The sequence below is a fragment of the Pedobacter namyangjuensis genome, from assembly GCF_003313325.1.
Lineage (GTDB): Bacteria > Bacteroidota > Bacteroidia > Sphingobacteriales > Sphingobacteriaceae > Pedobacter > Pedobacter namyangjuensis.
The window spans coordinates 687145-713607 of the sequence record NZ_QMHQ01000003.1 but is presented as its reverse complement, the minus strand read 5'-3'; the positions used below and the strand labels follow the sequence as shown (position 1 = coordinate 713607).

General features: G+C 37.7%; 21 protein-coding genes and 1 tRNA gene. 6 read left to right on the top strand and 16 right to left on the bottom strand.

Annotated elements, in window-relative coordinates:
* Window positions 1-57 precede the first annotated feature (57 nt).
* The 11 genes from DUT69_RS14955 to atpD form a co-directional block, all read right to left on the bottom strand.
* The gene (locus tag DUT69_RS14955; protein ID WP_113654043.1) at window positions 58-819 is read right to left on the bottom strand and encodes a class I SAM-dependent methyltransferase; all 762 of its coding nucleotides are present in this window, start codon (window positions 817-819) and stop codon (window positions 58-60) included.
* Between the two features lie 65 nt (window positions 820-884).
* Complete coding sequence (leuC, locus tag DUT69_RS14950) at window positions 885-2291, bottom strand: 3-isopropylmalate dehydratase large subunit (RefSeq protein ID WP_113654042.1); 1407 nt, start codon at window positions 2289-2291, stop codon at window positions 885-887.
* Window positions 2292-2388: 97 nt separating this feature from the next.
* Window positions 2389-3870, bottom strand: a complete 1482-nt coding sequence (gene ilvC, locus DUT69_RS14945; RefSeq protein WP_113654041.1) for a ketol-acid reductoisomerase — start codon at window positions 3868-3870, stop codon at window positions 2389-2391.
* Between the two features lie 381 nt (window positions 3871-4251).
* Window positions 4252-4890: an acetolactate synthase small subunit gene (gene ilvN / locus DUT69_RS14940; protein WP_113654040.1), complete on the bottom strand. Its 639-nt coding sequence runs from the start codon at window positions 4888-4890 to the stop codon at window positions 4252-4254.
* A 97-nt stretch (window positions 4891-4987) separates the two neighbouring features.
* Entirely contained in the window at window positions 4988-6739 is a 1752-nt protein-coding gene (gene ilvB, locus DUT69_RS14935; RefSeq protein ID WP_113654039.1) for a biosynthetic-type acetolactate synthase large subunit, read from the bottom strand.
* 18 nt (window positions 6740-6757) lie between these two features.
* Complete coding sequence (locus DUT69_RS14930; protein WP_113654038.1) at window positions 6758-7330, bottom strand: ORF6N domain-containing protein; 573 nt, start codon at window positions 7328-7330, stop codon at window positions 6758-6760.
* Between the two features lie 82 nt (window positions 7331-7412).
* Window positions 7413-9095 carry a dihydroxy-acid dehydratase gene (gene ilvD, locus DUT69_RS14925; protein ID WP_113654202.1) on the bottom strand — a complete coding sequence of 561 codons (1683 nt, stop codon included), beginning with the start codon at window positions 9093-9095 and terminating at the stop codon, window positions 7413-7415.
* Between the two features lie 99 nt (window positions 9096-9194).
* Complete coding sequence (locus DUT69_RS14920) at window positions 9195-10085, bottom strand: branched-chain amino acid transaminase (RefSeq protein WP_113654037.1); 891 nt, start codon at window positions 10083-10085, stop codon at window positions 9195-9197.
* A 949-nt stretch (window positions 10086-11034) separates the two neighbouring features.
* A complete protein-coding gene (locus tag DUT69_RS14915) occupies window positions 11035-12282 on the bottom strand; it encodes a cation:proton antiporter (RefSeq protein WP_113654036.1) in 1248 nt (415 codons plus the stop codon).
* Window positions 12283-12594: 312 nt separating this feature from the next.
* Entirely contained in the window at window positions 12595-12840 is a 246-nt protein-coding gene (gene atpC, locus DUT69_RS14910; protein WP_113654035.1) for an ATP synthase F1 subunit epsilon, read from the bottom strand.
* A gap of 82 nt (window positions 12841-12922) precedes the next feature.
* Window positions 12923-14425, bottom strand: coding sequence for a F0F1 ATP synthase subunit beta (gene atpD / locus DUT69_RS14905; protein WP_113654034.1), 1503 nt, complete (start codon window positions 14423-14425; stop codon window positions 12923-12925).
* A 252-nt stretch (window positions 14426-14677) separates the two neighbouring features.
* Between atpD and DUT69_RS14900 the strand changes: the two genes are divergently transcribed.
* From DUT69_RS14900 to DUT69_RS14885, 4 genes are all read left to right on the top strand, one after another.
* Window positions 14678-15325: a DUF1266 domain-containing protein gene (locus DUT69_RS14900; RefSeq protein ID WP_113654033.1), complete on the top strand. Its 648-nt coding sequence runs from the start codon at window positions 14678-14680 to the stop codon at window positions 15323-15325.
* A gap of 121 nt (window positions 15326-15446) precedes the next feature.
* Window positions 15447-16358 (top strand): SDR family oxidoreductase, encoded by a 912-nt coding sequence (locus DUT69_RS14895; RefSeq protein WP_113654032.1) that lies wholly within the window; start codon window positions 15447-15449, stop codon window positions 16356-16358.
* Between the two features lie 69 nt (window positions 16359-16427).
* On the top strand, window positions 16428-16892 hold the full coding sequence (locus DUT69_RS14890) for a redoxin domain-containing protein (protein WP_113654031.1): 465 nt from the start codon (window positions 16428-16430) through the stop codon (window positions 16890-16892).
* A gap of 303 nt (window positions 16893-17195) precedes the next feature.
* Window positions 17196-17272, top strand: a tRNA-Arg gene (locus DUT69_RS14885).
* Between the two features lie 336 nt (window positions 17273-17608).
* Here DUT69_RS14885 and DUT69_RS14880 read toward each other — a convergent pair.
* Window positions 17609-20746 (bottom strand): glycoside hydrolase family 2 TIM barrel-domain containing protein, encoded by a 3138-nt coding sequence (locus DUT69_RS14880; protein WP_113654030.1) that lies wholly within the window; start codon window positions 20744-20746, stop codon window positions 17609-17611.
* Between the two features lie 505 nt (window positions 20747-21251).
* Here DUT69_RS14880 and DUT69_RS14875 point away from each other — a divergent pair.
* Together DUT69_RS14875 and obgE are read left to right on the top strand one after the other, a co-directional pair.
* Window positions 21252-21821 (top strand): adenylate kinase, encoded by a 570-nt coding sequence (locus DUT69_RS14875; RefSeq protein ID WP_113654029.1) that lies wholly within the window; start codon window positions 21252-21254, stop codon window positions 21819-21821.
* A 102-nt stretch (window positions 21822-21923) separates the two neighbouring features.
* Window positions 21924-22925 (top strand): GTPase ObgE, encoded by a 1002-nt coding sequence (gene obgE / locus DUT69_RS14870; protein WP_113654028.1) that lies wholly within the window; start codon window positions 21924-21926, stop codon window positions 22923-22925.
* A 196-nt stretch (window positions 22926-23121) separates the two neighbouring features.
* On the opposite strand, the gene DUT69_RS14865 is transcribed toward obgE, so the two are convergent.
* Genes DUT69_RS14865 through DUT69_RS14850 form a run of 4 tightly spaced genes read right to left on the bottom strand, consistent with a single transcriptional unit; the run spans window position 23122 to window position 26458 of the window.
* Window positions 23122-23676, bottom strand: a complete 555-nt coding sequence (locus tag DUT69_RS14865) for a WcaF family extracellular polysaccharide biosynthesis acetyltransferase (RefSeq protein ID WP_113654027.1) — start codon at window positions 23674-23676, stop codon at window positions 23122-23124.
* Window positions 23669-24271 carry an exosortase Y gene (gene xrtY / locus DUT69_RS14860; protein ID WP_113654026.1) on the bottom strand — a complete coding sequence of 201 codons (603 nt, stop codon included), beginning with the start codon at window positions 24269-24271 and terminating at the stop codon, window positions 23669-23671. Before xrtY ends, DUT69_RS14865 begins: the two co-directional genes overlap by 8 nt.
* On the bottom strand, window positions 24268-25119 hold the full coding sequence (locus tag DUT69_RS14855) for a glycosyltransferase family 2 protein (RefSeq protein ID WP_240186732.1): 852 nt from the start codon (window positions 25117-25119) through the stop codon (window positions 24268-24270). Before DUT69_RS14855 ends, xrtY begins: the two co-directional genes overlap by 4 nt.
* Window positions 25106-26458 (bottom strand): XrtY-associated glycosyltransferase XYAG1, encoded by a 1353-nt coding sequence (locus DUT69_RS14850; protein ID WP_113654024.1) that lies wholly within the window; start codon window positions 26456-26458, stop codon window positions 25106-25108. The genes DUT69_RS14855 and DUT69_RS14850 overlap by 14 nt, the downstream gene beginning before the upstream one ends.
* Window positions 26459-26463: the final 5 nt, after the last annotated feature.

The window sequence follows — 26463 nt, the reverse complement described above, 5'->3', positions numbered from 1 at the left end:
AGAGAGATTAGAATTTTAGACTGTGTCTTTACTCTTTACTCTTTGCTCCTTGTTCTTTTATCTTTTCCAAGCTTTAATTCTCAATCTTCTGTAGTCTGCTGTCCATTCACCTTTATTAAAAAACTTTGGCTTTAAGATTTCTATTGCTAAACTTTTAATAGCCTCCGCTTCGTCGCTTGTTAAATTTTTAAATGCATGGGTGGCAAATTGATTGATCCATTTTAACATCCCATCTTCGCCTGTTAATTTTGTCGGTCTGTCAAAAAGCCAAGCTTGTTCCACTTCGAAACCACGATCCTCTAGTAAGGTTGTATAGGTTGAAATAGAAGGGAAGTACCAAAAATCGTTAATCAATTTAGCTGAAAGTCCAAGATTTTTAGCAGCAACGCTAATTGCATCGGTTATACTTTTTACATTTCCTTTGCCACCAAATTCTGCAACCAATCTTCCTTTAGGTTTTAGTGCATTATACAATCCCTCTATTAAAGCGGGTTGGTCTTCTATCCAATGAAAAGTAGCATTACTAAAAATGGCATCGAACAAGTTTTTGTAAGGCAATTTGGTCGCATCAACAACCTCAAAACCGATATTTGGATGGCTCGCTTTTGCTGTGGCAATCATGTCTGTAGAGGCGTCTATGCCAAAAACCTCTGCACCAATTTCGGCCATTTGCGCTGCCAGCTGACCTGTTCCACAGCCAACGTCCAAAATATCTTCACCCGGTCTTGGTGCAAGCCATTGCAAAACATCTGCACCGTAATCAGATACAAAGTGATGTTGCTTATCGTATAATTTACTATCCCAAACTATTTCTGGCATCTCTACTTATTTTATTTTTTACGATTTAAGAAACCTAAGAGCATCTAAGCTTTAATCTTCTGCTTTTAGCTTTCAGCTAAAAACTCTCTCACATCCGTTATAACTCCCGTAACTGCAGCAGCGGCAGCAGTTAACGGACTAGCGAGTAAGGTTCTTGCATTTTGCCCCTGTCTGCCTTCAAAATTTCTGTTTGAAGTTGACACACAATATTTACCTGCCGGGATTTTATCTTCATTCATACCTAAACAAGCACTACAGCCAGGCTCACGTAATTGGAAACCAGCTGCTTCGAAAATTTTATCTAATCCTTCATTTTTTGCTTGTTGCTCCACTTGTTTCGAACCCGGAACAATCCAAACGGTTACGTTATCCGCTTTGCGTTTGTCTTTTACAAAATCAGCTACTTCGCGTAAATCTTCAATACGAGAGTTGGTACAACTTCCTATGAAAACGTAATCAACTGGTTTGCCGATTAATGACGCATCATCATCAAAGCCCATATAATCTAAAGCCTTTTGGTAAGAAAGTTTTTCTTTCTCAGGTTGCGCATTAGTTGCAGGAATATGCTCTTGGATGCCCATTCCCATTCCTGGGTTGGTTCCGTAAGTAATCATAGGCGCAATGTCTTCTGCTTTGAAAGTTAACACACTATCAAATTTTGCATCAACATCGCTATACAATGTTTTCCAATAAGCTAAGGCTTTGTCCCATTCTTCGCCAACTGGCGCAAATTCTCTACCTTTAATGTAATCGAAAGTGGTTTGGTCTGGAGCAATTAAACCGCCTCTAGCGCCCATTTCGATACTCATGTTGCAAATCGTCATCCGGGCTTCCATGCTCAAACTTTCAATTGCTGAACCCGCATATTCGATAAAATATCCTGTTCCACCAGCTGCTGAAATCTGAGAGATGATGTAAAGGATAATATCTTTTGCACCAACACCTTTTCCGAGTTCGCCGTTGACCTCAATTTTCATGGTTTTAGGTTTCGACTGCAATAAACATTGCGTTGCAAAAACCTGCTCCACTTGCGATGTTCCGATCCCGAAAGCAATTGCTCCGAAAGCACCATGCGTAGACGTGTGACTATCGCCACAAACCATCGTTTTTCCCGGTAGTGTAATACCCAATTCCGGGCCAATTACGTGAACAATTCCCTGAAAAGGATGTCCTAAACCATAAAGTTCAATCCCAAATTCCGCACAATTTTTAGTTAGCATATCCACCTGGTAGCGAGAAAGCTCTTCTTTAATTGGCAACAACTGGTTCAAAGTTGGCACATTATGGTCGGCCGTTGCCACCGTTTGTTGTGGACGAAAAACAGGCAAACCCCTCTTCCGCAAGCCATCAAAGGCCTGCGGAGAAGTTACCTCATGTATTAAGTGTGTATCAATGTATAAAATATCAGGAAACCCCTCTTCACTTTTTACAACGTGTGCATCCCAAATTTTTTCTACTAATGTTTTTGACATTTTGTTTTGTATTTAATGTTGTCAGTCTGAGCCTGTCGAAGACTTCTTAAAGAATAAAAGAATTCCTTCGACAAGCTTAGGATGACATTTTTTTATTCTATGCAGTTTTAATCGCTTTCATTGCAGTCATCGCCTTGCGTAAAGTAGCACCAATTTGTTCAACTTCATGAGAGCGGATTGCCTCGTTAACATCAATTAATTTTCTGTTATCAACAGCGCCATCTTTGCCTTCGTTAAAGTTTTTACCCACTAAATCAGTATCTACTTTTTTCATGAAATCAGCCAATAATGGTTTACAAGCCTGATCGAATAAGTAACAGCCGTATTCAGCAGTATCAGAAATTACGCGGTTCATTTCGAACAATTTTTTACGAGCTATCGTATTGGCAATAAGTGGCGTTTCGTGTAACGATTCGTAGTAAGCAGATTCTGGTTTGATACCTGCCTGAACCATTGTTTCGAAAGCCAATTCAACACCAGCACGAACAAAAGCAACCATCAATAAATAGTTATTGAAATATTCCTGCTCACCAATTTTAACATCACCGGCAGGTGTTTTTTCGAAAGCAGTTTCGCCTGTTTCAGCTCTCCATTTCAACAGGTTTTTATCGCCAGCAGCCCAATCTTCCATCATTGTGCGACTAAATTCGCCACTCATGATATCATCCTGGTGTTTTTGAAACAACGGGCGCATGATGTCTTTCAATTCTTCCGAAATTTCGAAAGCTTTGATTTTGGCAACATTGCTCAATCTATCCATCATTGCAGTAATACCACCTTGCTTTAAAGCTTCCGTAATTACTTCAACACCGTATTGAACCAGTTTAGATGCGTAACCCGCATCAATTCCTTTTTCAACCATTTTATCGAAAGATAGGATAGAACCAGTTTGCAATAAACCACAAAGAATGGTTTGCTCACCCATTAAATCAGATTTAACCTCCGCAACGAAAGATGATTTTAAAACACCAGCTCTGTGACCGCCTGTACCTACACAATAAGCTTTAGCTTGTGCTAGTCCTTTTCCTTGTGGGTCGTTTTCAGGGTGAACCGCAATTAAAGTAGGTACACCAAAACCGCGAACATACTCTGCTCTAACTTCGCTACCTGGGCATTTAGGTGCCACCATAATAACCGTTAAATCTTTACGTATTTGCATGCCTTCTTCCACAATGTTGAAACCATGAGAGTACAATAAAGTGGCGCCATCTTTCATCAAAGGCATAATTGCATTTACAACTGCAGTGTGTTGTTTATCTGGCGTAAGGTTAATTACCACATCAGCAGTAGGGATTAATTCTTCGTAAGTACCAACTTTGAAATTGTTTTCAGTCGCATTTTTCCAGCTATCTCTTTTACCCTCAATAGCTTCCTTACGTAAAGTGTAGCTTACATCTAAACCACTATCTCTTAAATTTAAACCTTGGTTTAAGCCTTGTGCGCCACAACCTACAATCACCAATTTTTTGCCTTTTAATGCACTCACGCCGTCCAAAAATTCAGAACTGTCCATGAAATCGCATACGCCTAATTGGTTTAATTTTTCTCTAAGAGGTAATGTGTTAAAATAATTTGCCATTGTTTTTTATGTTATATCGGTTGATTTAAGTTTAATCGTCATTGCGAGGTACGAAGCAATCTCATGCTGTTCTCGCTTTATTTTTTATTTATTCTTGGTCTTTCAGCTTTCTTTTTTTGAAAATGAATGTCAGTAGTTCTTGGCTTATGCAGTCCTGCTTTTTGCTACAATCTTTTTGTCAATGTCATTCGCTCCTTTTACGTCATTGCGAGGAGGAACGATGTGGCAATCTTTTCAATTTTACCATGAAAAAGTATTTTCGCTTCAATCAGGTTTAGTTAATTCAGTCTGGAAGTCCGAAAAGTCCGCGAGATATGGTGAGATAATCTCAGTCGTTCTAACTTTTCCGACTTTCTGTCTTTCCGTCTTCCCGACTTTCTCCTACATCGTAAATATCTTCTCGCCTTTATCTAAAAACTCATTTTCTACTAGTTCTTCTCCCGGTTCAAAAGCTTCAAACTCTTTCAGTTTTTCGTGGAAACTCGCACTGTCTTTAATAATTGCCACCCTTGCCGAGCGTACAAATTCAATCAGTTCGTAAGGTTCTAAAGCTTTTACCAAAGAATCAGTTTCTTCTCTGTGCCCAGTTACGGCAAAAACGGTATAATCCTTACGGATTACTACTGCACTTGCACCATATTGTCTAAGTAATCTTTCTACCGTTACTTTCTCCGCAATCTCATCGGTCGACACTTTGTAAAGCGCCAATTCTTGCCAGATAATTTCATCAGCAGTATTAAAATACACTTTCAGAACTTCTACCTGTTTTTCAATCTGACGAGCCAATTTGCGTACTACTTCATAACTCTCTGTAATTACAATATTGAACCTGTGTATCCCTTCAATCTCTGAAGGCGAAGTATTTAAACTTTCAATATTGATCTTCCTTTTAGAAAAGATAATAGCAATACGATTAAGCAAACCAATGCGGTTTTCTGCGTAAACAATAATATTGTATTCTTGCTTGCCTTCGTAATCAGCTTTTGCTGGCTGGTATTTTATAGTATCTTCAGTACTCATGATATTTTTTTTATGGAGTGAAGAGCAAAGAACATTGATAAAAGATGTGATGTATAAAACTTGGTCTTTAATCTTTGTTCCTTTATCCTTGTTCTAATTACTTTAATCTAATCTCACTTACGCTACATCCCTGTGGCACCATCGGAAACACATTGTTTTCCCTGCCAACCATAACTTCTAATAAGTACGAACCTTTATGGTTAATCATAGTTTCTAAAGCCGTTCTCAAGTTTGCACGCTCGTCAACTTTATCGGCTTCTATATAGTATGCCTTTGCTAAAGCCACAAAATCCGGACTAGTAATATTCACAAAAGAATAGCGCTTGTCATGGAATAATTGTTGCCACTGGCGCACCATGCCTAAGAAACGGTTGTTTAAAATCAAGATTTTTACTTCGGCGCCAAACTGCATAATGGTACCCAATTCTTGTGGGGTCATTTGAAAACCACCGTCGCCAATAATGGCGATAACCGTTTTGTCTGGAGCGCCATATTTAGCGCCAATCGCCGCCGGCAAACCAAAGCCCATGGTTCCTAAACCACCAGAAGTTACGTTACTACGCGTATTGTTAAATTTTGCATAACGGCAAGCCACCATTTGGTGCTGACCAACATCGGTTACAATAATTGCATCGCCACCGCATATTTCGTTAATGTTGCGCAATACTTCGCCCATCGTCATTTCATCACCCTGTGGATAAAGCTCTGGCGTAATTACCTGATCTATTTCTTGCTGGTTATAATCTCTAAATAAGGCCAGCCAATCTTCGTGTTTACTCTCATTAACTAAGTTTGTTAACAAAGGCAAAGTTTCTTTACAATCACCCCAAACACCAACATCGGCCTTTACGTTTTTATCAATTTCAGCAGGGTCAATATCTAAATGAATAACTTTTGCCTGTTTTGCATATTTATCTAAACGACCTGTAACACGATCATCGAAACGCATACCTATAGCAATTAAAACATCACATTCGTTAGTTAATACATTCGGACCGTAATTGCCATGCATACCCAACATGCCCACATTTAAAGGATGGGTTGTAGGAATAGCACCTTCGCCCATAATTGTCCATGCAGATGGAATTCCCGCTTTTTCGATGAAGGTTTTAAATTCTGCTTCGGCTTTACCTAAAATTACACCTTGCCCAAACAATACAAAAGGTTTTTTCGCTTCGTTAATCAGCTTTGCTGCTTGCTCCACATACTCAATCCTAACTTTTGGTTTTGGCCTATATGAACGGATGTGGTTGCACTTGATGTATTCTGGAAACTCATCAAGTTGTAATTGAGCATTTTTGGTAATATCTATTAATACCGGTCCAGGTCGGCCACTTTTAGCAATATAAAAAGCTTTAGCCAAAACCTCCGGAATTTCCTTCGCATCGGTAATCTGGTAGTTCCATTTCGTTACCGGAGTTGTAATGTTAATTACGTCTGTTTCTTGGAAAGCATCTGTTCCTAATAAATGAGCAAACACTTGACCTGTGATACAAACTAGGGGAGTACTGTCGATTTGAGCATCAGCTAAACCCGTGACCAAATTTGTTGCACCTGGTCCACTTGTAGCGAAAACTACACCTACTTGGCCACTTGTTCTAGCAAAACCTTGTGCAGCATGTATGCCACCTTGCTCGTGGCGAACCAAGATGTGCGTTAGTTTATCTGCGTAATCATATAGTGCATCATAAATGGGCATAATCGCACCACCTGGATAACCAAAAATAGTATGAACACCTTCGCTTATCAAGCCGTTTAGCAAAGCCTGAGACCCTGTTCCCTTAAAAGTTTTTGTTGAGGTTTCTGCTTTAGCCTCGGCCGTTTGTATTGTGTCTTGTGCAGTTTCCATATTTATATTTTTGTGGTTCTATTTATCTTTTATTTTAAACCCAATCCGCTCCCGATCTTTCCATGTTAATTGAGCAATTTTTTCATCAAGCATATTATCCATTGCGTCATAGAGCTCATTTAATTGAACATCGTGTTCTCCAAGTCGCTCTTTAATTTCTAGTAACTGTTCATTAATGTTGCTTTGTTTGAGCAAAATTTTCCGAACATCTACAAACGCTCTCATTATGGCAATATTCATGTTAATCGCCCTTTCACTTCTTAAAACTCCACTTAGCATCGCTACGCCTTGTTCTGTAAAAGCGTAAGGAGTAATACTTGTATTTCTCTTATTTTGGCCAATCATTACAATTCGCGATGATGGTTTCGAGGTTTCTTCATATGCGGTCACAATTTGTGACCGCATACTTTCCCATTCACTTTCGGAAAGCCTAAACATAAAATCATCTGGAAAACGTTCAATATTACGCTTAACTGCTTGATTTAACACTTTTGTTTCAACTTCATAAAGTGATGCCAAATCGAAATCTAACATTACTCTCTCACCCCGAATTGTATAAATTCTACTTTGAATACTTTTGATGATTCCCATAGTAACTCATTTAATATTTAGGTTTTAGTCGGGATGACTATTTTTTGCCATGGTTTGTGTCTCCACGAACCATTATTTTACCTTAGTATTCATCAGTTACACAGCCACTAGCTGCGTCTGATACTGTTTTAGCATATTTGTAAAGCACGCCTTTATTAACTTTTAAAGCAGGTTGAATGTATTTTTTTCTTCGCTCTGCGATAATTTCCTCGCTTACTTGCAAGCTAATAATGTTGTTAACCGCATCAATTAAAACTCGATCTTCATCTTCAACCAAACCAATTAAACCGCCTTTGTAAGATTCGGGGGTAATGTGACCAACCACAAAACCGTGGGTTCCGCCAGAGAAACGACCATCTGTAATTAATGCAACAGATTTGCCTAATCCTGCTCCGATAATTGCAGACGTTGGTTTTAACATTTCGGGCATACCCGGTGCACCAACCGGACCGGAGTTCTTAATCACAATCACATCGCCAGGTTTAACGCGACCGCTAGAAATACCAGCGATTAAATCGTGTTCGCCATCGAATACACGAGCGGGGCCTTCAAATTTTTCGCCTTCTTTACCAGATATTTTTGCAACCGAACCTTTCTCGGCCAAGTTGCCGTAAAGAATTTGCAGGTGGCCAGTGGTTTTAATAGGCTCGCTTAGTTTTTGGATGATTTTCTGATCGTAATCCATAATCGATTTTACATCCGCTAAATTCTCAGCTACTGTTTTTCCAGTTACGGTTAGGCAGTCTCCGTGTAGCAAGCCTTCGTCCAATAAATATTTTAACACTGCTGGGATACCGCCATACTGATGTAAATCTTGCATCAGGTATTTTCCACTTGGTTTAAAGTCGGCTAAAACAGGTGTTACATCGCTCATGCGTTGGAAATCGTCTTGCGTAATTTCTACGCCGATGGCTTTTCCCATTGCAATAAAATGTAAAACTGCATTCGTACTTCCACCTAAAATAATGATCGAACGAATTGCATTTTCGAATGCCTTTCTCGTCATGATATCAGATGGTTTAATATCTTTTTCTAAAAGGATTTTAATGTATTTGCCAGCATCTAGGCACTCTTGCTTTTTCTCTGCACTAATGGCCGGGTTTGACGACGAGTAAGGTAAGCTCATGCCTAAGGCCTCAATTGCCGATGCCATAGTATTTGCTGTGTACATACCGCCACATGCGCCTGCACCCGGACAAGTATGTTTAATAATCCCTTGATAATCTTCTTCAGAAAGATTGCCACATATTTTCTGCCCTAAAGCTTCGAAAGCAGAAACGATATTTAATTCTTCGCCTTTGTAGTGCCCTGGAGCAATTGTGCCACCATAAACCATAATTGAAGGACGATCTAAACGAGCCATGGCCATTATCGCCCCTGGCATATTTTTATCGCAACCCGGAATAGAAATGATGCCATCGTAATATTGGCCACCACAAATGGTTTCGATACTATCGGCAATTACATCACGACTAACTAACGAGTAACGCATGCCGTCTGTTCCGTTGCTCATCCCATCGCTTACACCAATCGTGTTAAAAACCAAACCCACTAAATCATTTTTCCAGACACCAGCTTTCACATCCTTTGCCAAATCGTTAAGGTGCATGTTGCATGTATTCCCATCATAACCCATACTTGCAATGCCAACTTGTGCTTTAGCCATATCGGCATCGGTTAAGCCAATTCCATAAAGCATGGCTTGTGCCGCAGGTTGTGTTGGATCTTGTGTAAATGTTTTACTGTATTTATTGATTTCGTTCATTGTTTGGTTCATTAGTTCAATTGTTCATTGGTCTTGATACTGGATACTCGCTACTTGATGCTCATTTATCAAATCTCATTATCTAAATTCTCACATCTTTTAAATAATCACCTCGTAATTTACTTTCTCTAATACTAAGTTTTTGTAGGCTCTTTGTATGGTAGAACCTATACTGTCGCTCCACTTCTGGCGATAAACGGTATCGTCAATAGTATGGATTCCAATTATTTCTGCAGCAGTTCCGCAAAAGAAAGCGCTGTCGGCATTTTTCAATTGATCTACACTTATGGTTTTTTCAATTACCTCAATATCTAACATATGGCAAAGCTCGATAACTGTTGCACGAGTAATACCAGCTAAAATATTGCCTAATGCAGGCGTATATAATTTTCCGCCTTTTTCGATGAAAATGTTTGCGCCAGAACCTTCAGCAACGTTTTCATTTGCGTCTAAAAGTAAAGCTTCGTCAAACCCTCGTTTTTTAGCATCGGTTGTTGCTAAAATAGAGTTTACGTAATGCCCACTAATTTTTGCTTCAACAAAAGTTGATTTAGGGTTTGGCCTTTGAAAAGGAGAAATGCAAACTTTTAATTGTTTATCGCCTAAATATGCGCCCCATTCCCAAGCACAAATCATAATGTTGGCTTTTTCGGGAGCAATTAAAGTCATATTAGGATCGCTGTACACTAGAGGACGTATATAAGCATCTTTCAAATTGTTTTTTTCCAACAACCTATACGTTTTCTTAATCAGTTCCTTATTATCCCATGGGTAAGGGATTCCAACCAACTCGCATGAGCGTTGCAAACGCTCAAAATGTGCTGCAGCCTTAAAAATTCTGGTTGCGTTATGGGTTTTGTAAGCTCTAATTCCCTCAAATGCAGCCAAGCCGTAATGTAGAGATTGACCATACAAATCTGTTTTCGCCTCTGCGGCTTTAACAAAAGAACCGTTTAAATAGATGACCGAGTTAGAATCGTAGTATTGCATTTTCAATTTGGTTATTTAAAAAAAGCGTCCCGTTTTTAATCGGGACGCTTTAGGTTGTTGAGTATAATTCAGTTTATAGCGACCCTAGCTGCTTATCTAGTAGCAGAATAATATTAACAATAAGAATGACAATCAATACGACTTTTGAAATCGCATTAAAGTTGTTGCTTAAAGTAAAGTTATTAGGGTTATGCATTGTTGTTGTTTTATAAAAACCAATTTAGTTTTTGGTTCATAAACAAGCAAGAGAAATTGAAAATAAATTAAATAAAAATTTAATTCTTAAATAATTGATTTATTCAGAATTTTAATTTGTTTAATAGTTGTTTTACATGCCATACAATGTTAGTAGGTAGACCGAAAGCGAAAACGGTATTCGGTATAGATATTATGCTTGCATTGTAAATTGGCGATATTCTGCCTAAAATTTGAAAAATGCTATGGAAACCTGAAAATTTTTAATGTTTTGAAGCGTAAATTTCTGCATCAATTTATGGCAATCCTGCTTGCCACTACAAGTTTTTAAATTTGTTTTCGCCTGCCTGCGGTTAATGTCATTAAGTTAAGCGTTGGCGGGGACGCCAACGCTGGATTATTCACATGTTGGCGTCCCCGCCAACCTTATAATACCTTAATTAAATTTCCCTGCATTTTGCAGGCGGTCTGGCTGGCATTTAAAAAGCTTTGCGTTTTAATCGGGAGGCTTTTTTATTTAAGGCGGTGCAAATAAACCGCAAATAGTAGCATATAAAGCTATTAATAAACCAGATTGAAGCGTTATCCTTTTTGCGCCTAAAACTTGCGATGTCTGTTATAGGTTAGTAGAGATTTCGTAAGTTTTAGAAAGCGCAAAAAGATTTAGCGTAAAGCGGGGCTATCGTTAAAATGAAAGACTATTATTGCTTTTCGAAAAATGCGCAATTTTTTTCGTCGCCTACTTTTAAACTTTCTATTCTTCTTCTTGAGAAAGTGCTTTTGCTGCCACTTTGCCAACAGTTAGGCCCTGTACGATAATAGAGAATACGACTACGAAATAAGTTACTGCCAATAAAATTGGTTTGTAGGGGCCTTCGTCCATTGAAAGTACTAGCGCAATAGAAACACCGCCACGCAAACCACCCCAAACCAAAACTTTGATAGTGCCTTTACTAAATTTGTTTTTAAACGGAATGGTTTTAACGGGAATGTAAATAGATAAGAATCTTGAGAATAGTACAATTAAGATACAGATAGAACCGATTAACCAATAAGACGTGATGTTCTGAATAATAAGCAATTCGAAACCGATGAATAAGAAAAGCACCGCATTTAAAATTTCGTCTATCAATTCCCAGAATTTGTTCAGATAATCTTTAGTAGTTTCGGACATGGCGGTTCTTTTGCCATAATTGCCAATTACAATACCGGCCGCAACCATGGTAAGCGGACCAGAAATATGTACGGCATGTGCAATTAAATAACCTCCCATTACAACAGAGAGTGTAATTAGTACAGAAACCTTATAGTCGTCTATTTTGCGCATAGCGTTTGATGCACCTAAGCCTAACACCGCACCGAGGGCGAATCCGCCAACTGCTTCTTTGATTAATAGCCAGGAAATGTGCCCAAAAGAAATTTCCATGTCGCTGCCTTGTGTTAACTGCAAAATAACTGCAAATACTACTACCGCAACACCATCGTTAAATAATGATTCGCCGGCAACTTTAGTTTCTAATGATTTTTTAACTTTCGCTTCTTTTAATACTCCTAAAACTGCAATAGGGTCGGTAGGGGAGATTAGTGCACCAAAAAGCAAACAGAATATAAATGGAATGGTTATGCCGAGTAGGGGTGCAATATAAAATAGCAAACCGGCTACCGCGAAGGTAGATATAATTACACTTACGGTGGAGAAAATGATAACGGGTGCCCTTTGCTCTTTGAGATCGACCATATTTATATGTATGGCGCCTGCAAAGAGGAGAAAGTTAAGCATAGCGCCCATTAGCACTTCGGTAAAATCCACTTCTAAAATAAGCTTAGAAAATTGGGTAAACATTGTCGGAAATATGTTACCCGTAATTACCAGAACTATTGACGATATCATGGCAATAATCATGATGCCAATAGTAGAAGGTAGCTTTAAATAGCGAAGGTTTAAATAAGAGAAAAAAGATGCGAGGACAATTAAAACAGAAAACGAATAGTATAACTCCATGAAATTGGTTAGGTGAACGAAAAAAACTTGGCAAGGCTTTCGGAACTGCCTTGTTTGCCCAAAATAGCGATTTTTGAGGCTAAAATCAAGTGTTTTTTGAACTTTAATAGCTAAAAGCCAAATAATAACATTCAGTTAACCGTGTTTTTTAACTATCAAAGGGATTTTAGGAAACCTAAGATTAATTTTGTTGCCATCTCACTTAAGATGTTGTCTTAGGTTTCTAAATTAGTTAAGGTAAACGAAAAATTTAGGCAATAAAAAAGCCTCGATGAAAATCGAGGCTTAAAGAGTTGGTTAATTGATGTTGGATTAAGCCACAACAGCTTCAGCCAATACAATAATTTTATTGTCCAGAACTTCTACCACACCGCCTTTAATATTAAAGATTTCTTCGCCAGTTGTTGCTTTTACAATTACCGGTCCATCTTCTAAAGTAGAAATAATAGGAGCGTGGTCTTTCAAAATCTGAAAAGAACCTAAAGTTCCTGGAACGGTAACCGCAGTTACATCGCCTTCGAAAACTTTTTTATCTGGAGTTAATATTTCTAAAGTCATTTTTAAAGTTTTACGTTTTACGTTTTAAGTTTTAAGTGTTTGCACCCAAACTTAAAACGTATAACTTATTACGTACAACGTACTAGTTAGATTCTGCTAATAATTTTTTACCTTTTTCGATAGCTTCTTCAATGCTACCAACTAAGTTAAACGCAGCTTCTGGATATTCATCAACTTCTCCATCCATGATCATGTTAAATCCTTTGATGGTATCTTTAATATCAACCAATACACCTTTTAAGCCTGTAAATTGCTCAGCTACGTGGAAAGGTTGAGATAAGAAACGTTGTACACGACGAGCTCTAGATACTGTTAATTTATCTTCCTCAGATAATTCGTCCATACCTAAAATCGCGATGATATCTTGTAATTCTTTATAACGTTGTAAAGTTTCTTTAACACGTTGAGCGGTGTTGTAATGCTCATCGCCTAAAACAGCTGGAGAAAGGATACGTGAAGTAGAATCTAATGGATCTACCGCTGGATAAATACCTAACTCAGCAATTTTACGAGAAAGTACTGTAGTTGCATCTAAGTGGGCGAAAGTTGTAGCCGGTGCAGGGTCAGTTAAATCATCCGCAGGTACGTATACTGCTTGTACAGATGTAATTGAACCACGTTTAGTTGAAGTAATACGCTCCTGCATTAAACCCATTTCAGTTGCCAATGTTGGTTGGTAACCTACTGCTGATGGCATACGACCTAATAAAGCCGATACCTCAGAACCTGCCTGAGTAAAACGGAAGATGTTATCAACGAAGAAAAGGATATCTTTTCCAGCGCCTTCACCATCACCATCACGGAAGTATTCTGCAACTGTTAATCCTGATAATGCTACACGAGCACGTGCACCAGGAGGCTCGTTCATTTGACCGAAAACCAATGTTGCTTTTGATTCTTTTAATTTTTCAGTATCAACAGCTTTCAAATCCCATCCACCTTTTTCCATTGAGTGTAAGAATTCATCGCCATAGTTAATAACGCCTGACTCGATAAACTCACGAAGTAAATCGTTACCCTCACGAGTACGCTCACCCACACCTGCGAATACTGATAAACCAGCATAAGCTTTAGCGATGTTGTTTACCAACTCCATAATTAATACGGTTTTACCAACACCAGCACCGCCGAACAAACCGATTTTACCACCTTTTGCATAAGGCTCTAATAAATCGATTACTTTAATACCTGTAAAAAGTACTTCAGTTTCGGTAGATAAGTCTTCAAATTTAGGAGGAGCGTTGTGAATTGGGCGACCATCAGTTTTATCAACTGTGTTAATACCATCAATTGCCTCACCTACAACGTTAAATAAACGTCCTTTAATTTGATCTCCAACAGGCATTTTAATAGGTGCGCCAGTATCAACTGCTGACATACCACGTACCAAACCATCGGTAGAATCCATCGCGATAGCACGCACACGGTCTTCACCAAGGTGTTGTTGAACTTCAAGAACGATCATCTGTCCGTTCTCTTTAGTAATCTCTAATGCAGAGAAGATTTTAGGTAAATGGGCATCGTTAGCAAAACTTACGTCAACTACCGGTCCTATAATTTGCGCTATTTTTCCAATGTTAGGCATATATTGTTTTTGATAAAATTATAAAAATCAAAATGTTAAAGTCGCTTTCAAACGCTCTAATTTCGGTCTGCAAAGCTAAGAGTTTTCTGCGTAAAATTTACATATAAAATAAAAGTTTTTCTGCAGTTTTTTAGCAGGGCTGATGGAGTCCTATTTTTGCCAGATCTATCTTCCGTTTTTTTATGGTGTTTGGTTTGATATTTGCCTGTTAAATAGCATCATATTTTAAAAACCTTTAAACAAAAAACATCTATGAAAAAATCAATTTTATTTTCTTTGGCAATTGCATTAGGCATTTGCTTAACTTCTTGCGGTGGCGACGCAAAAAACGGAAGTTCTGCATCAGGCGACAGCCTTAAAGACGACAAACTGAGCAGTTTTATGCTAGGAGGCATCTATTTTATTCAAGGTTACGGTGGCCAAAACGCAGTAAACGGAATGATTACAGCTACAGATAAGGAAGAAATTGTGGAAAGCTACAAACAATTGTTAGAACTGCCGTTTAAACCCGAAGATGGTACTTCTGGACCACAAAGTACTTTAAAGAGTATGTGGGGAATAAACGGTAAAGAGGATTTGGTTAAAACTTTAGGCGAATTAAAAACTGGCGACGTGAAAAAAAGTACACACAAAGCGTGGGATTATGCCCGATTGGTAAATAACGCTTGTATGGGCTATGCTGCAGGTTACCTAACAGCCGAAGAAACTGAAAAATTTGTTGCAGAGGTTTTGCCATTGGCCAAACAGAACTTTAAAACTTGGCAAGCTTATTACGACGATTTTAATGCAGGAAGAAAAGAGTGGGGAGGTGATCCGTCTGGCGATGCCGAATTTGCAACAGCTACTACAGAAATTTTAAAAGGCGATAAAAGTATTTATCAAATACTACCGTTGAACTAACTGGCTGGAAACAAATGAAAGCCCAAGTCTTTTAGACTTGGGCTTTTTAATGCGCAAAGCTTTTTTTACACCTCAAAATTGAGCATTTTTGTATATATCGCTTTTAATTAATGATAGTATTATGAAAACAGTTTTAGTTACAGGAAGTAATGGGCTTTTGGGGCAAAAGATAACGGAAAAAATTATCAACGAGGGTGGTGTAAATCTTGTAGCAACTTCTAAAGGTATTAATCGTTTTCCAACGGAAGATAGATATGTTTACGCTGAGATGGATATTTTGAATGCCGAACAGGTAAGGGAGGTTATTGAAAAATATAAACCAGATGCTATCATCCACACTGCAGCCATGACAAACGTTGATACTTGCGAAAATCAAAAAGAATTAGCCTATCAATTAAATGTAGTTGCAGTACAAACACTGGTATCGCTTTGCGAAACCTACAATATACAATTAGTGCATCTATCTACAGATTTTGTATTTGATGGGGAAGATGGACCCTACGATGAGCTTTCGGCACCGAATCCTTTGAGTTATTATGGAAAAACAAAGTTGATGGCCGAAGAGGTAATTAAAAATTCTAGCGCAAAATGGGCCATATTGCGCACCATTATTGTTTACGGTATTGTAAGCGATATGAGTAGAAGCAATATAGTACTTTGGGCCAAAGGTGCCTTAGAAAAAGGAGAACCGTTAAAAGTAGTAAACGATCAATGGCGTATGCCTACTTTAGCCGAAGATTTGGCCGACATATCTTTGTTGGCGGTAGCTCATAATGCACAGGGAGTGTACAATGCTTCTGGAAAGGATATGATGAGTATAGCGGAACTGGTTTATCGCGTAGCGGATTTTTGGCGTTTGGATAAAAGTTTAATTACCGAAGTTAGCGGTGCAACTTTAAATCAGGCAGCCAAGCGCCCTAAAAAAACCGGATTTATTTTAGACAAAGCAATGACTGAATTAAACTACCAACCGCGTAGTTTTGAAGAAGGATTACGGATACTGGATAGGCAGATGAAAAGTACAATTAGCTGATGTGATGATTAGCTAATTTCGCCTTCAAAATCAACCCATTATCAAATCAACCCATTAATTTATATAAATATGAGTTTACAAGTAGGCGATAAAGCGCCAGATTTTAAATTGTTTAATTCGGAACTTAAAGAAGTTTCTTTAGCAGACTATAAAGGAAAGAAATTGGTAGTACACTTTTTCCCGATGGCTTTTACAGGCGTTTGCACCACGCAACTTTGCACCATGAGAGATAGTTTTGGCTATTACGAAGGCATGAACGCTGCCGTTGTTGGGATCTCTGTAGATTCGCCATTTACTTTAGCTAAATTTAAAGAAGACCAAGCTTACCAATTCCCATTGTTATCTGATTTTAATAAAGAAGCGTCTAACGCTTATGGTGCAATTTATGAGGAGTTTGCTTTTAACTTAAAAGGTGTTTCTAAAAGAGCTGCCTTTGTAGTTAACGAAGAAGGTAATTTAGCTTACGCCGAAGTTTTAGAAAATGCAGGTGATTTGCCAGATTTCGATGCAATTAAAAAAGTGGTTTCTGCCTAATTAATTATTTAGAAAAGCGAGGCAATTACTACTATTTAAGTAAAGCCCCGCTTTCTGTTTCAATCTTTTTATCCCTAATCACTGGTTGTACCAGTTAGGGATAAAAAGGATTTTCACGGCAATCGGGTTTAGTTACTTTTGCACTGTAACAAATAATGAAGTAGGTGTTTTTATCATGATTTTAAAAGGCAAGAAATAAGCTGTTTAGGTTGTTGTAGGTTGATTTTTTTAAATTTATTTTACAAAAAATTTTGAATATCAAATTGAAACATTACTTTTGCAGTCCGTTAACGAAACGGAAATGCATTTGTAGCTCAACTGGATAGAGCATCTCACTACGGATGAGAAGGTTTGGGGTTCGAATCCCTACAAGTGCACCAAAAGGCTTTGCAATCTGCAAAGCCTTTTTTTGTTTTATGCCATTTTCTGTTCTGGTAGGTAATGATTGGTTGAGAAAACGAATTACAAGTTTAGTACTATTCCAGTAATCATCTATACTTGATCCCTGCTTGATCTATGCTTCATCTATTGATATACATCTTGATAGATATAAAATAAAAATTTTAGTGTGCTATCTCCAAAAGGATTTAAAGAGATAGATTGCTTCCTAAGCTCGCAATGACGAGATTTTATAGAAAATTTCAATTTTTCAAAAACAAAAAAGCCTAAACAGTGAAACTGCCTAGGCTTGTTATGAGTTTTATTTAATCGGAGTATTATTTCGAATTAGCTTTTGCTTCGCCTTTTAATACGCTAATAGTGTACGAATATTTGTATTCCTTTGCTTTAAAGCGATATTGTTCTAAAGGTTTAGCGCCCCAAGAGTTTAAGCCACCTACGCCACGTTGAAATAAATCCACGTTTAAAATTACACGATCTGCCACTTCAATATCCGAAGGATGTTGTTGTTTTTTAGTCGTTCCTGGATCCCAATCTTCTGTACGGTAATTTGTTGCACTTACTGATAATGGTTGTGCACCGGTGATTTGTATACCATTTCCGTTATTATCTTTAAGGGTTAACCATCGAACGTCGGTTTTATTGCCCGCTTCTTGCGGCCGGTAGTGCAAAAATGCCTGATCTTCTACTTTACCATCCCAAACATTCATAAAGGCATCTTGGTTACGGTCTACATAGTTTTCCCATGGTCCGCGACCGTACCAGCTAAAGTTATTGTAACCTTTTCCAATTTCCATGTTCATGCCAAAACGCATCATTTCTGGTAAATCATCAGCCAAAGCTTTATAATGCGCTGTTACGGTTAAGCTACCGTTGGCGTTAACTGTGTAGGCCAAGTTTACGATGGCGCCCATCCCAACAGGTTTAACTTCGTAGTTTAAAGTTACGGCATCAGGTTTTTCATCAATCTCTTTAAATTTGGTATTTTGATTAATAGAAGCATTTTCCCAAGCTCTTAAATTATATTGAGCGGCTTCGCCAAAGTCGTTATCCGTAGGTGCTCTCCAGAAATTCATTTTTGGCATTTTTGCAAATAACCATCTAGTACCACCCTTAACATCGGTTAATGCTCTGCCATCTTTTCCAAATTCGTAAGTAAGTCCGTTCGCAGTAAAAGTGTACTTATCTTTAGTTTCTTTCTTCTCGATTTTGCCACCAGCCATAGTAGTTGCTGTTTTAGCAAAATAGTTGTTAGACTCAAAAGCAAATTCGCCTTTGGCGGTTTCAAATCCAGCTTTTAAGAACTGAGTAGCCGTTTTTCTATAAGCAAATAACTGCAAGAAATATTCGTTCCCCGCCGTTAGGTCTAATTTCGGCAAGTTTAGTTTTACTTCTTTTTTCGAATCAGCTTCTATGTTTACTTCAAAATTGCCTGTTGCTGTTTCTTTTCCATTTTTTAGCAATACCCATTTAAAAGTATAATCTTTATTGGTAATAGGGGTAAACTTGAAGTCGTTGATTACTGTTACCAAGCCGTTTTTAAGATCTTTGTTTTCAAAAAGAATGTTTTGATATACCTTTTTTACGATATGCGTATGCGGCATATATTGCTGGTCTGGTGTAACAATACCATCCATACAAAAATTACCAGCATTTAGTTTATTGTAACCTTTCAGATCGCCTCCATAAGCCCAGTATTCACGTCCTTGCTCATCTTGGGTTTTGTATCCATGATTGTACCATTCCCAAATAAATCCGCCCTGCATGTTTTTACTGGTACGCATTAAATCCCAATAATCTTGAAAATTTCCCATGCTGTTACCCATGGCATGTGCATACTCACACATAATGTAAGGTTTGCCTAAATCTTTTTTAGCATCTCTTTCCATGCTTTCCCAAGATGGATACATGTGGCAAATTACATCAGTATTTCTATCCCTTTGGTAGGCCTGCTCGTATTGTACTGGTCTGCTTTTGTCTCTTGCTTTTGCCCAATCGTACATGTCAAAAAATGCTTTACCATTACTAGCTTCATTCCCTAACGACCAGAATATTACCGATGCATGGTTTTTATCGCGTTCTATTAACCTGGTAATACGATCCATGTGGGCATTTTTCCATTCTGGGAAATTAGAAACGTTGTCCGGTCCATAACCCAAACCATGAGATTCTAGGTTGGCTTCGTCTACTAAATAGATGCCATACTGATCGCATAACTTGTACCACAGTGGCTGTTGCGGATAATGCGAAGTACGCACCGCATTTATATTTAGTTCTTTAAATAGTTGGATGTTACGCAACATTACCGTCGAGTCTACTACCTGGCCGGTTGCGGTATTAAATTCGTGAAGATTAACACCTTTAAAAAGCACCCGCTTACCATTTACAAGAACCTGACCGTCTTTAATTTCTACCTTTCTGAAACCAATACGATGAGAAGTAGCCTCAATTACTTTATTGTTTTCATCTTTTAAGGTAATTAATAAAGTATAAAGATTAGGTGTTTCTGCAGTCCATTTTAAAGGTGCTTTAACGGTTCCAGCAAAACTAATCGAATCAATTTTTCCAGAAGCTACTTGCAGGGTTTTACTTTGTGAGAATACGTTTTTGCCTGCATCGTTACTAATGCTTAAAGTTAAGGTTTGTTTAGTACTTGCTACACCAGCGTTTTGTATGGTAACTTCGGCACTGAATACGCCATCTTTGTAAGTTGCATCAAGATCTGGGTGCGCAAAAAAATCAAGGATACGAGTTTGGGCTGTACTATATAGATACACATTTCTATTGATACCGCCTAGGCGCCACATGTCCTGGTCTTCGAGATAAGTGCCATCACTAAATTTGTGCACTTGGCAAGCAAGTAGGTTTTTGCCCGGTTTTAAGTATTTGGTAATTTCAAATTCTGCCGGGCTTTTAGCATTTTCGGTGTAGCCAACCTTCTGCCCGTTTATCCAAACGTACATCGAATTTGTGCCGCCTTCAAAGTGCAAGAAAACCTTACGTCCGTCCCAATTTTTTGGCAAGTTAAATTCTTGTCTATAAGCTCCGGTAGGTGAGTCTTCTTTGTTAATGTAGGGAGGCTTTACCGGAAAACCGAAACCGTTATTCACATACATCGGTATACCAAAGCCATTAAACTCCCAGTTTCCAGGAACTGGCATTGTGGTCCATGTGCTTGCATTAAAGTTTTCGTTAGCGAAATCTTTTGGCACATCGGCAATTTTATCTACCCATTGAAAGTTCCATTTACCATTTAGCGATTGATAGTAAGGAGAAGTTTTGTAATCGTTTTTAATGGCCTGCGCTTCTGATGCGTAAGGCAATGAAGTGCTTCTGGTTTGTTCTTTGTTTATCGCGAACACTTCTGGGTTTTCCCAGTCATTTTTTGTCTGCGAGAAGACGTTGTAAATACTAGCGAAAACTAGTGAGGATAGGAGTAAAAGTTTTTTTTTCATTCAGAACGAATAAATTTTGGTTAATGATGTTTAGCCGAATACTGCTTTAAGTAAACTTAGAGCTAGATTCTGATAAGCTAAAAGGTTTATGGATAATAAATGTTAAATTAACGTTTATTGACCTAAAATCAAACTTATGTTAAATAATTTATGTAACAATGAAGCAAGGTAGAGCATTAAGGCTTGGTGAATTTTAATTACTTAAGCTAGAGATTTTGCTGCTGCGGTAAAAATATATTGCTAGCAAATAGCCACTATGACGTAATGTAAGTTGGTTTGAAGGAAAAAATCATTCGAATAATTTTAATAAAGTAAAACGAGTTTTTAATAGCTTTTTGGCGTCTCTATTTTTGTAAAAGTTAGCCATTTACGGCAAATAATTATATATTTGCAACTTTTAAGGCCTCATCCCATCACTATAATGAAACGAAGCTTTAAATCTTCTATAATCAACTAAATGTTTTGGGATAAAACCTAAAACCGTTAAACTTATAAAGAAAAACGAATGCTAAATTTAGTTCTGTTTGGCCCTCCAGGTGCAGGCAAAGGCACCCAATCTCAAAAACTGATAGATAAATATCAGTTGGTTCACATTTCTACAGGCGATCTTTTTAGAGCACACATTAAAAATCAAACTGCTTTAGGAAAAAAGGTTAGTCAGTTAATTGCCGACGGCGAATTGGTTCCAGACAAAATTACAATTGACATGTTAGAGGAAGAAATTGATAAAAATCCTGATGCTAAAGGGTTTGTTTTTGATGGTTTTCCTAGAACTATTCCACAGGCAGCAGAACTAGATAAATTTTTAGCAAGCAAAGGAAGTGAGATAGCTGGTGTGATTGCTTTAGATGTAGATAAGGATGAGTTGGTTAAGCGTGTAGCATTACGTCAAAAAGAAACGGGTAGGTTAGATGATCAAGCAGAAAAATCTCAGAAACGTATTGATGAGTATTTTAACAAGATTATTTTAGTGTTACCTTATTACGATGAGCAAAAAAAGTTAACGAAAATTAATGGCATTGGCGAAATTGAAGTGATTTTCAATCAGCTTTGCGAAGTGATAGATACTTACTAAGCTATTGCTATTTTCTTTTTAAATTAGATAATCAAAATAGATTGATTAAAATGTCGGTTAGTTACTATGCCGACATTTTGATTTTTAAACAATTCAAATAATATGTCGCAAGGATCAAATTTTGTAGATTACGTAAAGATATGTTGCCGTTCTGGCAAGGGTGGGGCAGGTTCTGCGCATTTGCATCGCGATAAATTAACTTCTACTGGTGGCCCAGATGGTGGCGACGGTGGTAGAGGTGGTCATATTATTTTGAAAGGTAATGCTCAATTTTGGACTTTGCTCCATCTAAAATATCGTAAGCATATTATTGCTGGCGATGGTTTAAGCGGTGGCAGTAGCAACAAAACGGGTAAAACGGGTGCAGATGAGATTCTAGAGGTGCCATTGGGAACCATTGCACGTGATGCAGAAACTGGAGAAGTTTTATTTGAAATAACCGAAGAAGGCGAAACAAAAATTTTAACTTCTGGCGGTCGTGGCGGATTGGGTAATTCTCACTTTAAAAGCGCTATACAACAAACGCCAAGGTTTGCACAACCTGGCGAAGCCGGACGGGAAGAATGGATAGTATTAGAGCTTAAGGTTTTGGCCGATGTTGGTTTGGTAGGTTTCCCAAATGCAGGTAAGTCAACTTTGCTTTCTGTATTATCGGCTGCAAAGCCAGAAATAGCCGATTATCCGTTTACAACTTTGGTTCCTAATTTAGGTATCGTTAGTTACCGAAACGGGAAGTCGTTTGTAATGGCCGATATTCCAGGAATTATTGAGGGGGCTTCGAAAGGAAAGGGACTAGGATTTAGGTTTCTTCGTCATATTGAAAGAAACTCCGTTTTACTTTTTATGGTACCAGCAGATACCAGCAGAACGATAAAAGAAGAGTACGAGATTTTGCTAAATGAGCTGAAAGAATTTAACTCGGAGTTGATGCAAAAACCGCATCTTTTAGCCATTACCAAAGCTGATATGTTGGATGAAGAGTTGAAAGCGGAAATGAGCACTGATTTGCCTAATATTCCATCAATTTTTATCTCGTCTGTAGCACAGCAAGGAGTAACAGAGTTAAAGGATATGCTTTGGAAAGCAATAAATGAGGAAGCTTAGTGAGGTTATAAGCGACGAGGTTTTATTGCCGATTATCAGTTAAAACGGAAAACGAAAGAACGAAACTGAAGTTAAGAACTACAGGCCTTCCGATTTTTTCATATTGAGTGAGCGTAGCAACAAGCTTTCTCTAATTAGTTTCCCTTGCTTAACACGGATAAACCAAAGACCAACCAACTAATCAGTAGTTGATAAACTAATCAATTACCCTATCCTTAACTTTTGCTGCCGGATTTCCTTGGTAAATGCCATAAGGTTCTAAGTTTTTGGTTGCGGTAGATCCAACCGTTAGTACAGCGTGCGAGTGAGCGGTAATTCCCGGACAAACTATTGCCTTCGCCCCAATCCAAACGCCGTCTTCTAATAGGATAGGTTTGGTTATCAAATCAAAATCAGGAGACTTATAGTTGTGATTACCGGTTAACAGCATTGCTTGCTGAGAAACACATACGTTAGCTCCAATAGTAATAAAATCTAGGTTTTCTATATAACAGGCAGCCAACCAACTATAATCACCAACAATTAATTTCCAGGGATAGTAGATGTGGATATATGGTTTTATTCTAACTTCCTTTCCGATTTTGGCGCCGAAAAAGCGTAAAATCCACACCAAAATATTGCTGAACGGGATAAGCCCTGATCTAAAAAAGAACATACTGGTAAAATACCAGATAACAACCTTGATGGAGGAAGCACCGGTATTAAAGCCCTTCTTGTTAAATGCCTTTTTTAGCTGAGTTTGATTAGTCAACTTTGTTTTGTTTAGGTACAGCGGTTTCAGTATTTCTCTTTATCCAGAAATAAAGCAATGCGAATATGCAAATGTAAACGATGATGTTAAAAATTTCATGGTGATACGTGAAGTTATTTCTTTGCGATTTAAAATGACCGAGTAAAACACCCAAGCCCGCAATACGTAGAACATTAAGCACGTAAATCATAATTGTACCTACGATAAACAATTGAACTTTAGCTTTTATTTTTGCCGGAAAAGCCAATACAAACGCAGTTAGAAAAGACATTACGCCTAAACCAATGCAACTGTAATTTACACGTAAATACGGACCATCTACCACCATAACATCCATTTCGTTATGAATTGCATAAAAACCGAAAAGCTTAATAATCCATGTGGCTGGAATTATTAGCGCAGAGCGAACCCATTGTATATAGTTGAAATGTTCAGTTAAAAATGGGTTGTAATAACGACCGGTGTCGTTTAAAACGCTGTTCATAAACAGATTCCCCTGACTAAAAATCAGATAGAAGACAACAAGTTTAAACACGAAAAATATGGCAACTTTGTTTGCCTTTTTTTTCGCTTCTTGAGATTCAATTTCGCTCATTTTCTAATGTTGATAAGGGTTTTCAATTCTTTGTCTACCAATTTTCTAAACCATAATGCGTGAAGATAATGGAAAAAAATACCTGTTTTACCATCTAATATACCGAGTTTGAATATTAATCGATAACTGAAATATAAATAAGGTCTTAAGCCTAATGGCAAATTCCACCATAAACGTTTAAACCACGCTCTTCTTTGATCGGGGGTGCCGAAAAATAAAGGGTCAACAGTCTGGCTTCGATTACTATATAACCTTTCATATTCTTCTTCGGCTATTAATTTGCTGTATTTACGATGTTTGGCTATCCAAAATTCAGTATCATTCTCTTTCAAGTTTTCCTCTAGTAAGTAGCCATCTTTCCAAATCAAACTTTTTCCCGGCGCTACGAAGCGATGATCCATATTTTCGTTCAGATCTGAAAAACCAATCCCGGTTCTGAACATCTTTAACATGTAAAAAGGGTAGTATCCACCGTGTTTTATCCAAGTTCCTTGAAAAAAATTTTTTCTATTGAAATAAATGGCATTGATGTTTTTGTAATCCTCGTCTTTAAAGTTTTTTAATAAATTAAATAATTCTGGCGTTACAATCTGGTCCGCGTCTAGACCAATAATCCAAGGCGTTTTAACGTCGAAGTTTTTTAAGGCAAAATCCCATTGTTTTGGGTGGTTTTCGAACTTATTAACTTTAACCTGCGCCTTAAACTGCTCGGCTATTTTCAAAGTATTATCGGTACTACCAGAGTCTAAAATATATACAGGCGCAACTAACTCTCTTATTGAATCAAGTAAACGAGGAAGGTGAATCTCCTCGTTAAATGTTAGAATGATAAAGCTATATGGTGGCACCACTAATTTTATCGTATAAATTTAAATACCTAGCGACTAAATTTTCGACTTTAAAATCATTTCTTATAATTTCTGGTGCCGTTAATCTAATTTGCTTTCTCTTCACTGAATTATCAAAAGCATCTAACAACTGTTGTATAATTGTGTCAATATTTAAATCAGTTATCCAACCTAAATTCTTCGCTTCAACATAATCATATAAACCAACTTCTTTCGAAACTAAAACAGCTGTTCCTACACTGAGACTTTCAATTACAACATTTGCGAAGTTTTCATTGTGCGATGTAAGCAAAAGCAAGTGATGCGAAGCCAACAGGTTAAATTTATCTTTCTTATCTATTTGCCCAACCCAATCAATTTTTTTATCAAGCTTTAAGCTTTCTGCATTCTGCTTTAAACTATTTACGTACGTTTCCGTACCCATGCCAGCAATTGTTAACGACCAATTAAATTTAAGCATTGCTAAGGCTTCAAATAGCAGTTCTAACCCTTTTTTTTCTTCTATTCGAGAGAGGAAGATTAATTTGATAGGTTCGTTGTTCGTTGTTCGTTGTTCGTTATTCGTTGTTTTTTCGTCTCTACTTCGGTCTTCAGACTTTGGACTTTGGACTTTTCCAAGTTCAACTAAATTCGGAATTACGGTTATGTTTCTTGGACTGATAACTGAGAGTATATCTAATTTTTCCTTTTCGCTAGTAGCGTGAAAATGGCAGTATCGTAATAATCGTTTTCCAATTAAGTAATGAATAAGACTTTTTGAAAAACTATTTCTATTTCCTAAAGTGTAATTGGTAAGCATTCCTCTGGGAGATAAAAGAACAGGTATTTTATACCATTTTGCAACTAAACAGCTTAGAACAGAAACTAAATTCCACCAAGCATGGATGTGAATGATTAATTCGTTATTCGTTGCTGTTTGCTCGTTGTTCGTAGAGGTTATATTATCAATCTTCGCTCTTTGTTCCTTGCTCTTTGTTCTTTGCTCCTTATTTAACAAAATTTCCTTTCTAAGATTCCAAAGTAAAGCAGGCGAAAAATGTGTATGATCTTTGGTCAGTCTTTTAAAATACCTTACTCTTACTCCATCAACAAGTAATGGTGTTTTGCTATCAATAGTCAGTTCGCTCTTTCCATTTGCAGTTGTTGTAAAAACCTCAACTTTCAAATCCCATTCTTTGCTCTTTGTTCCTTGTTCCTGGATTTCTATTCTTTGTTCCTTATTCTTTGCTCTTTGCTCCTGAGTCTCAACCAACGCCTCACACAACTTAGCTACCGACATAATTGGTCCGCCGTAAATATAGGCAGGTTTATAAGAAGCAGAAATTTGAATGATTTTCAAAGCTT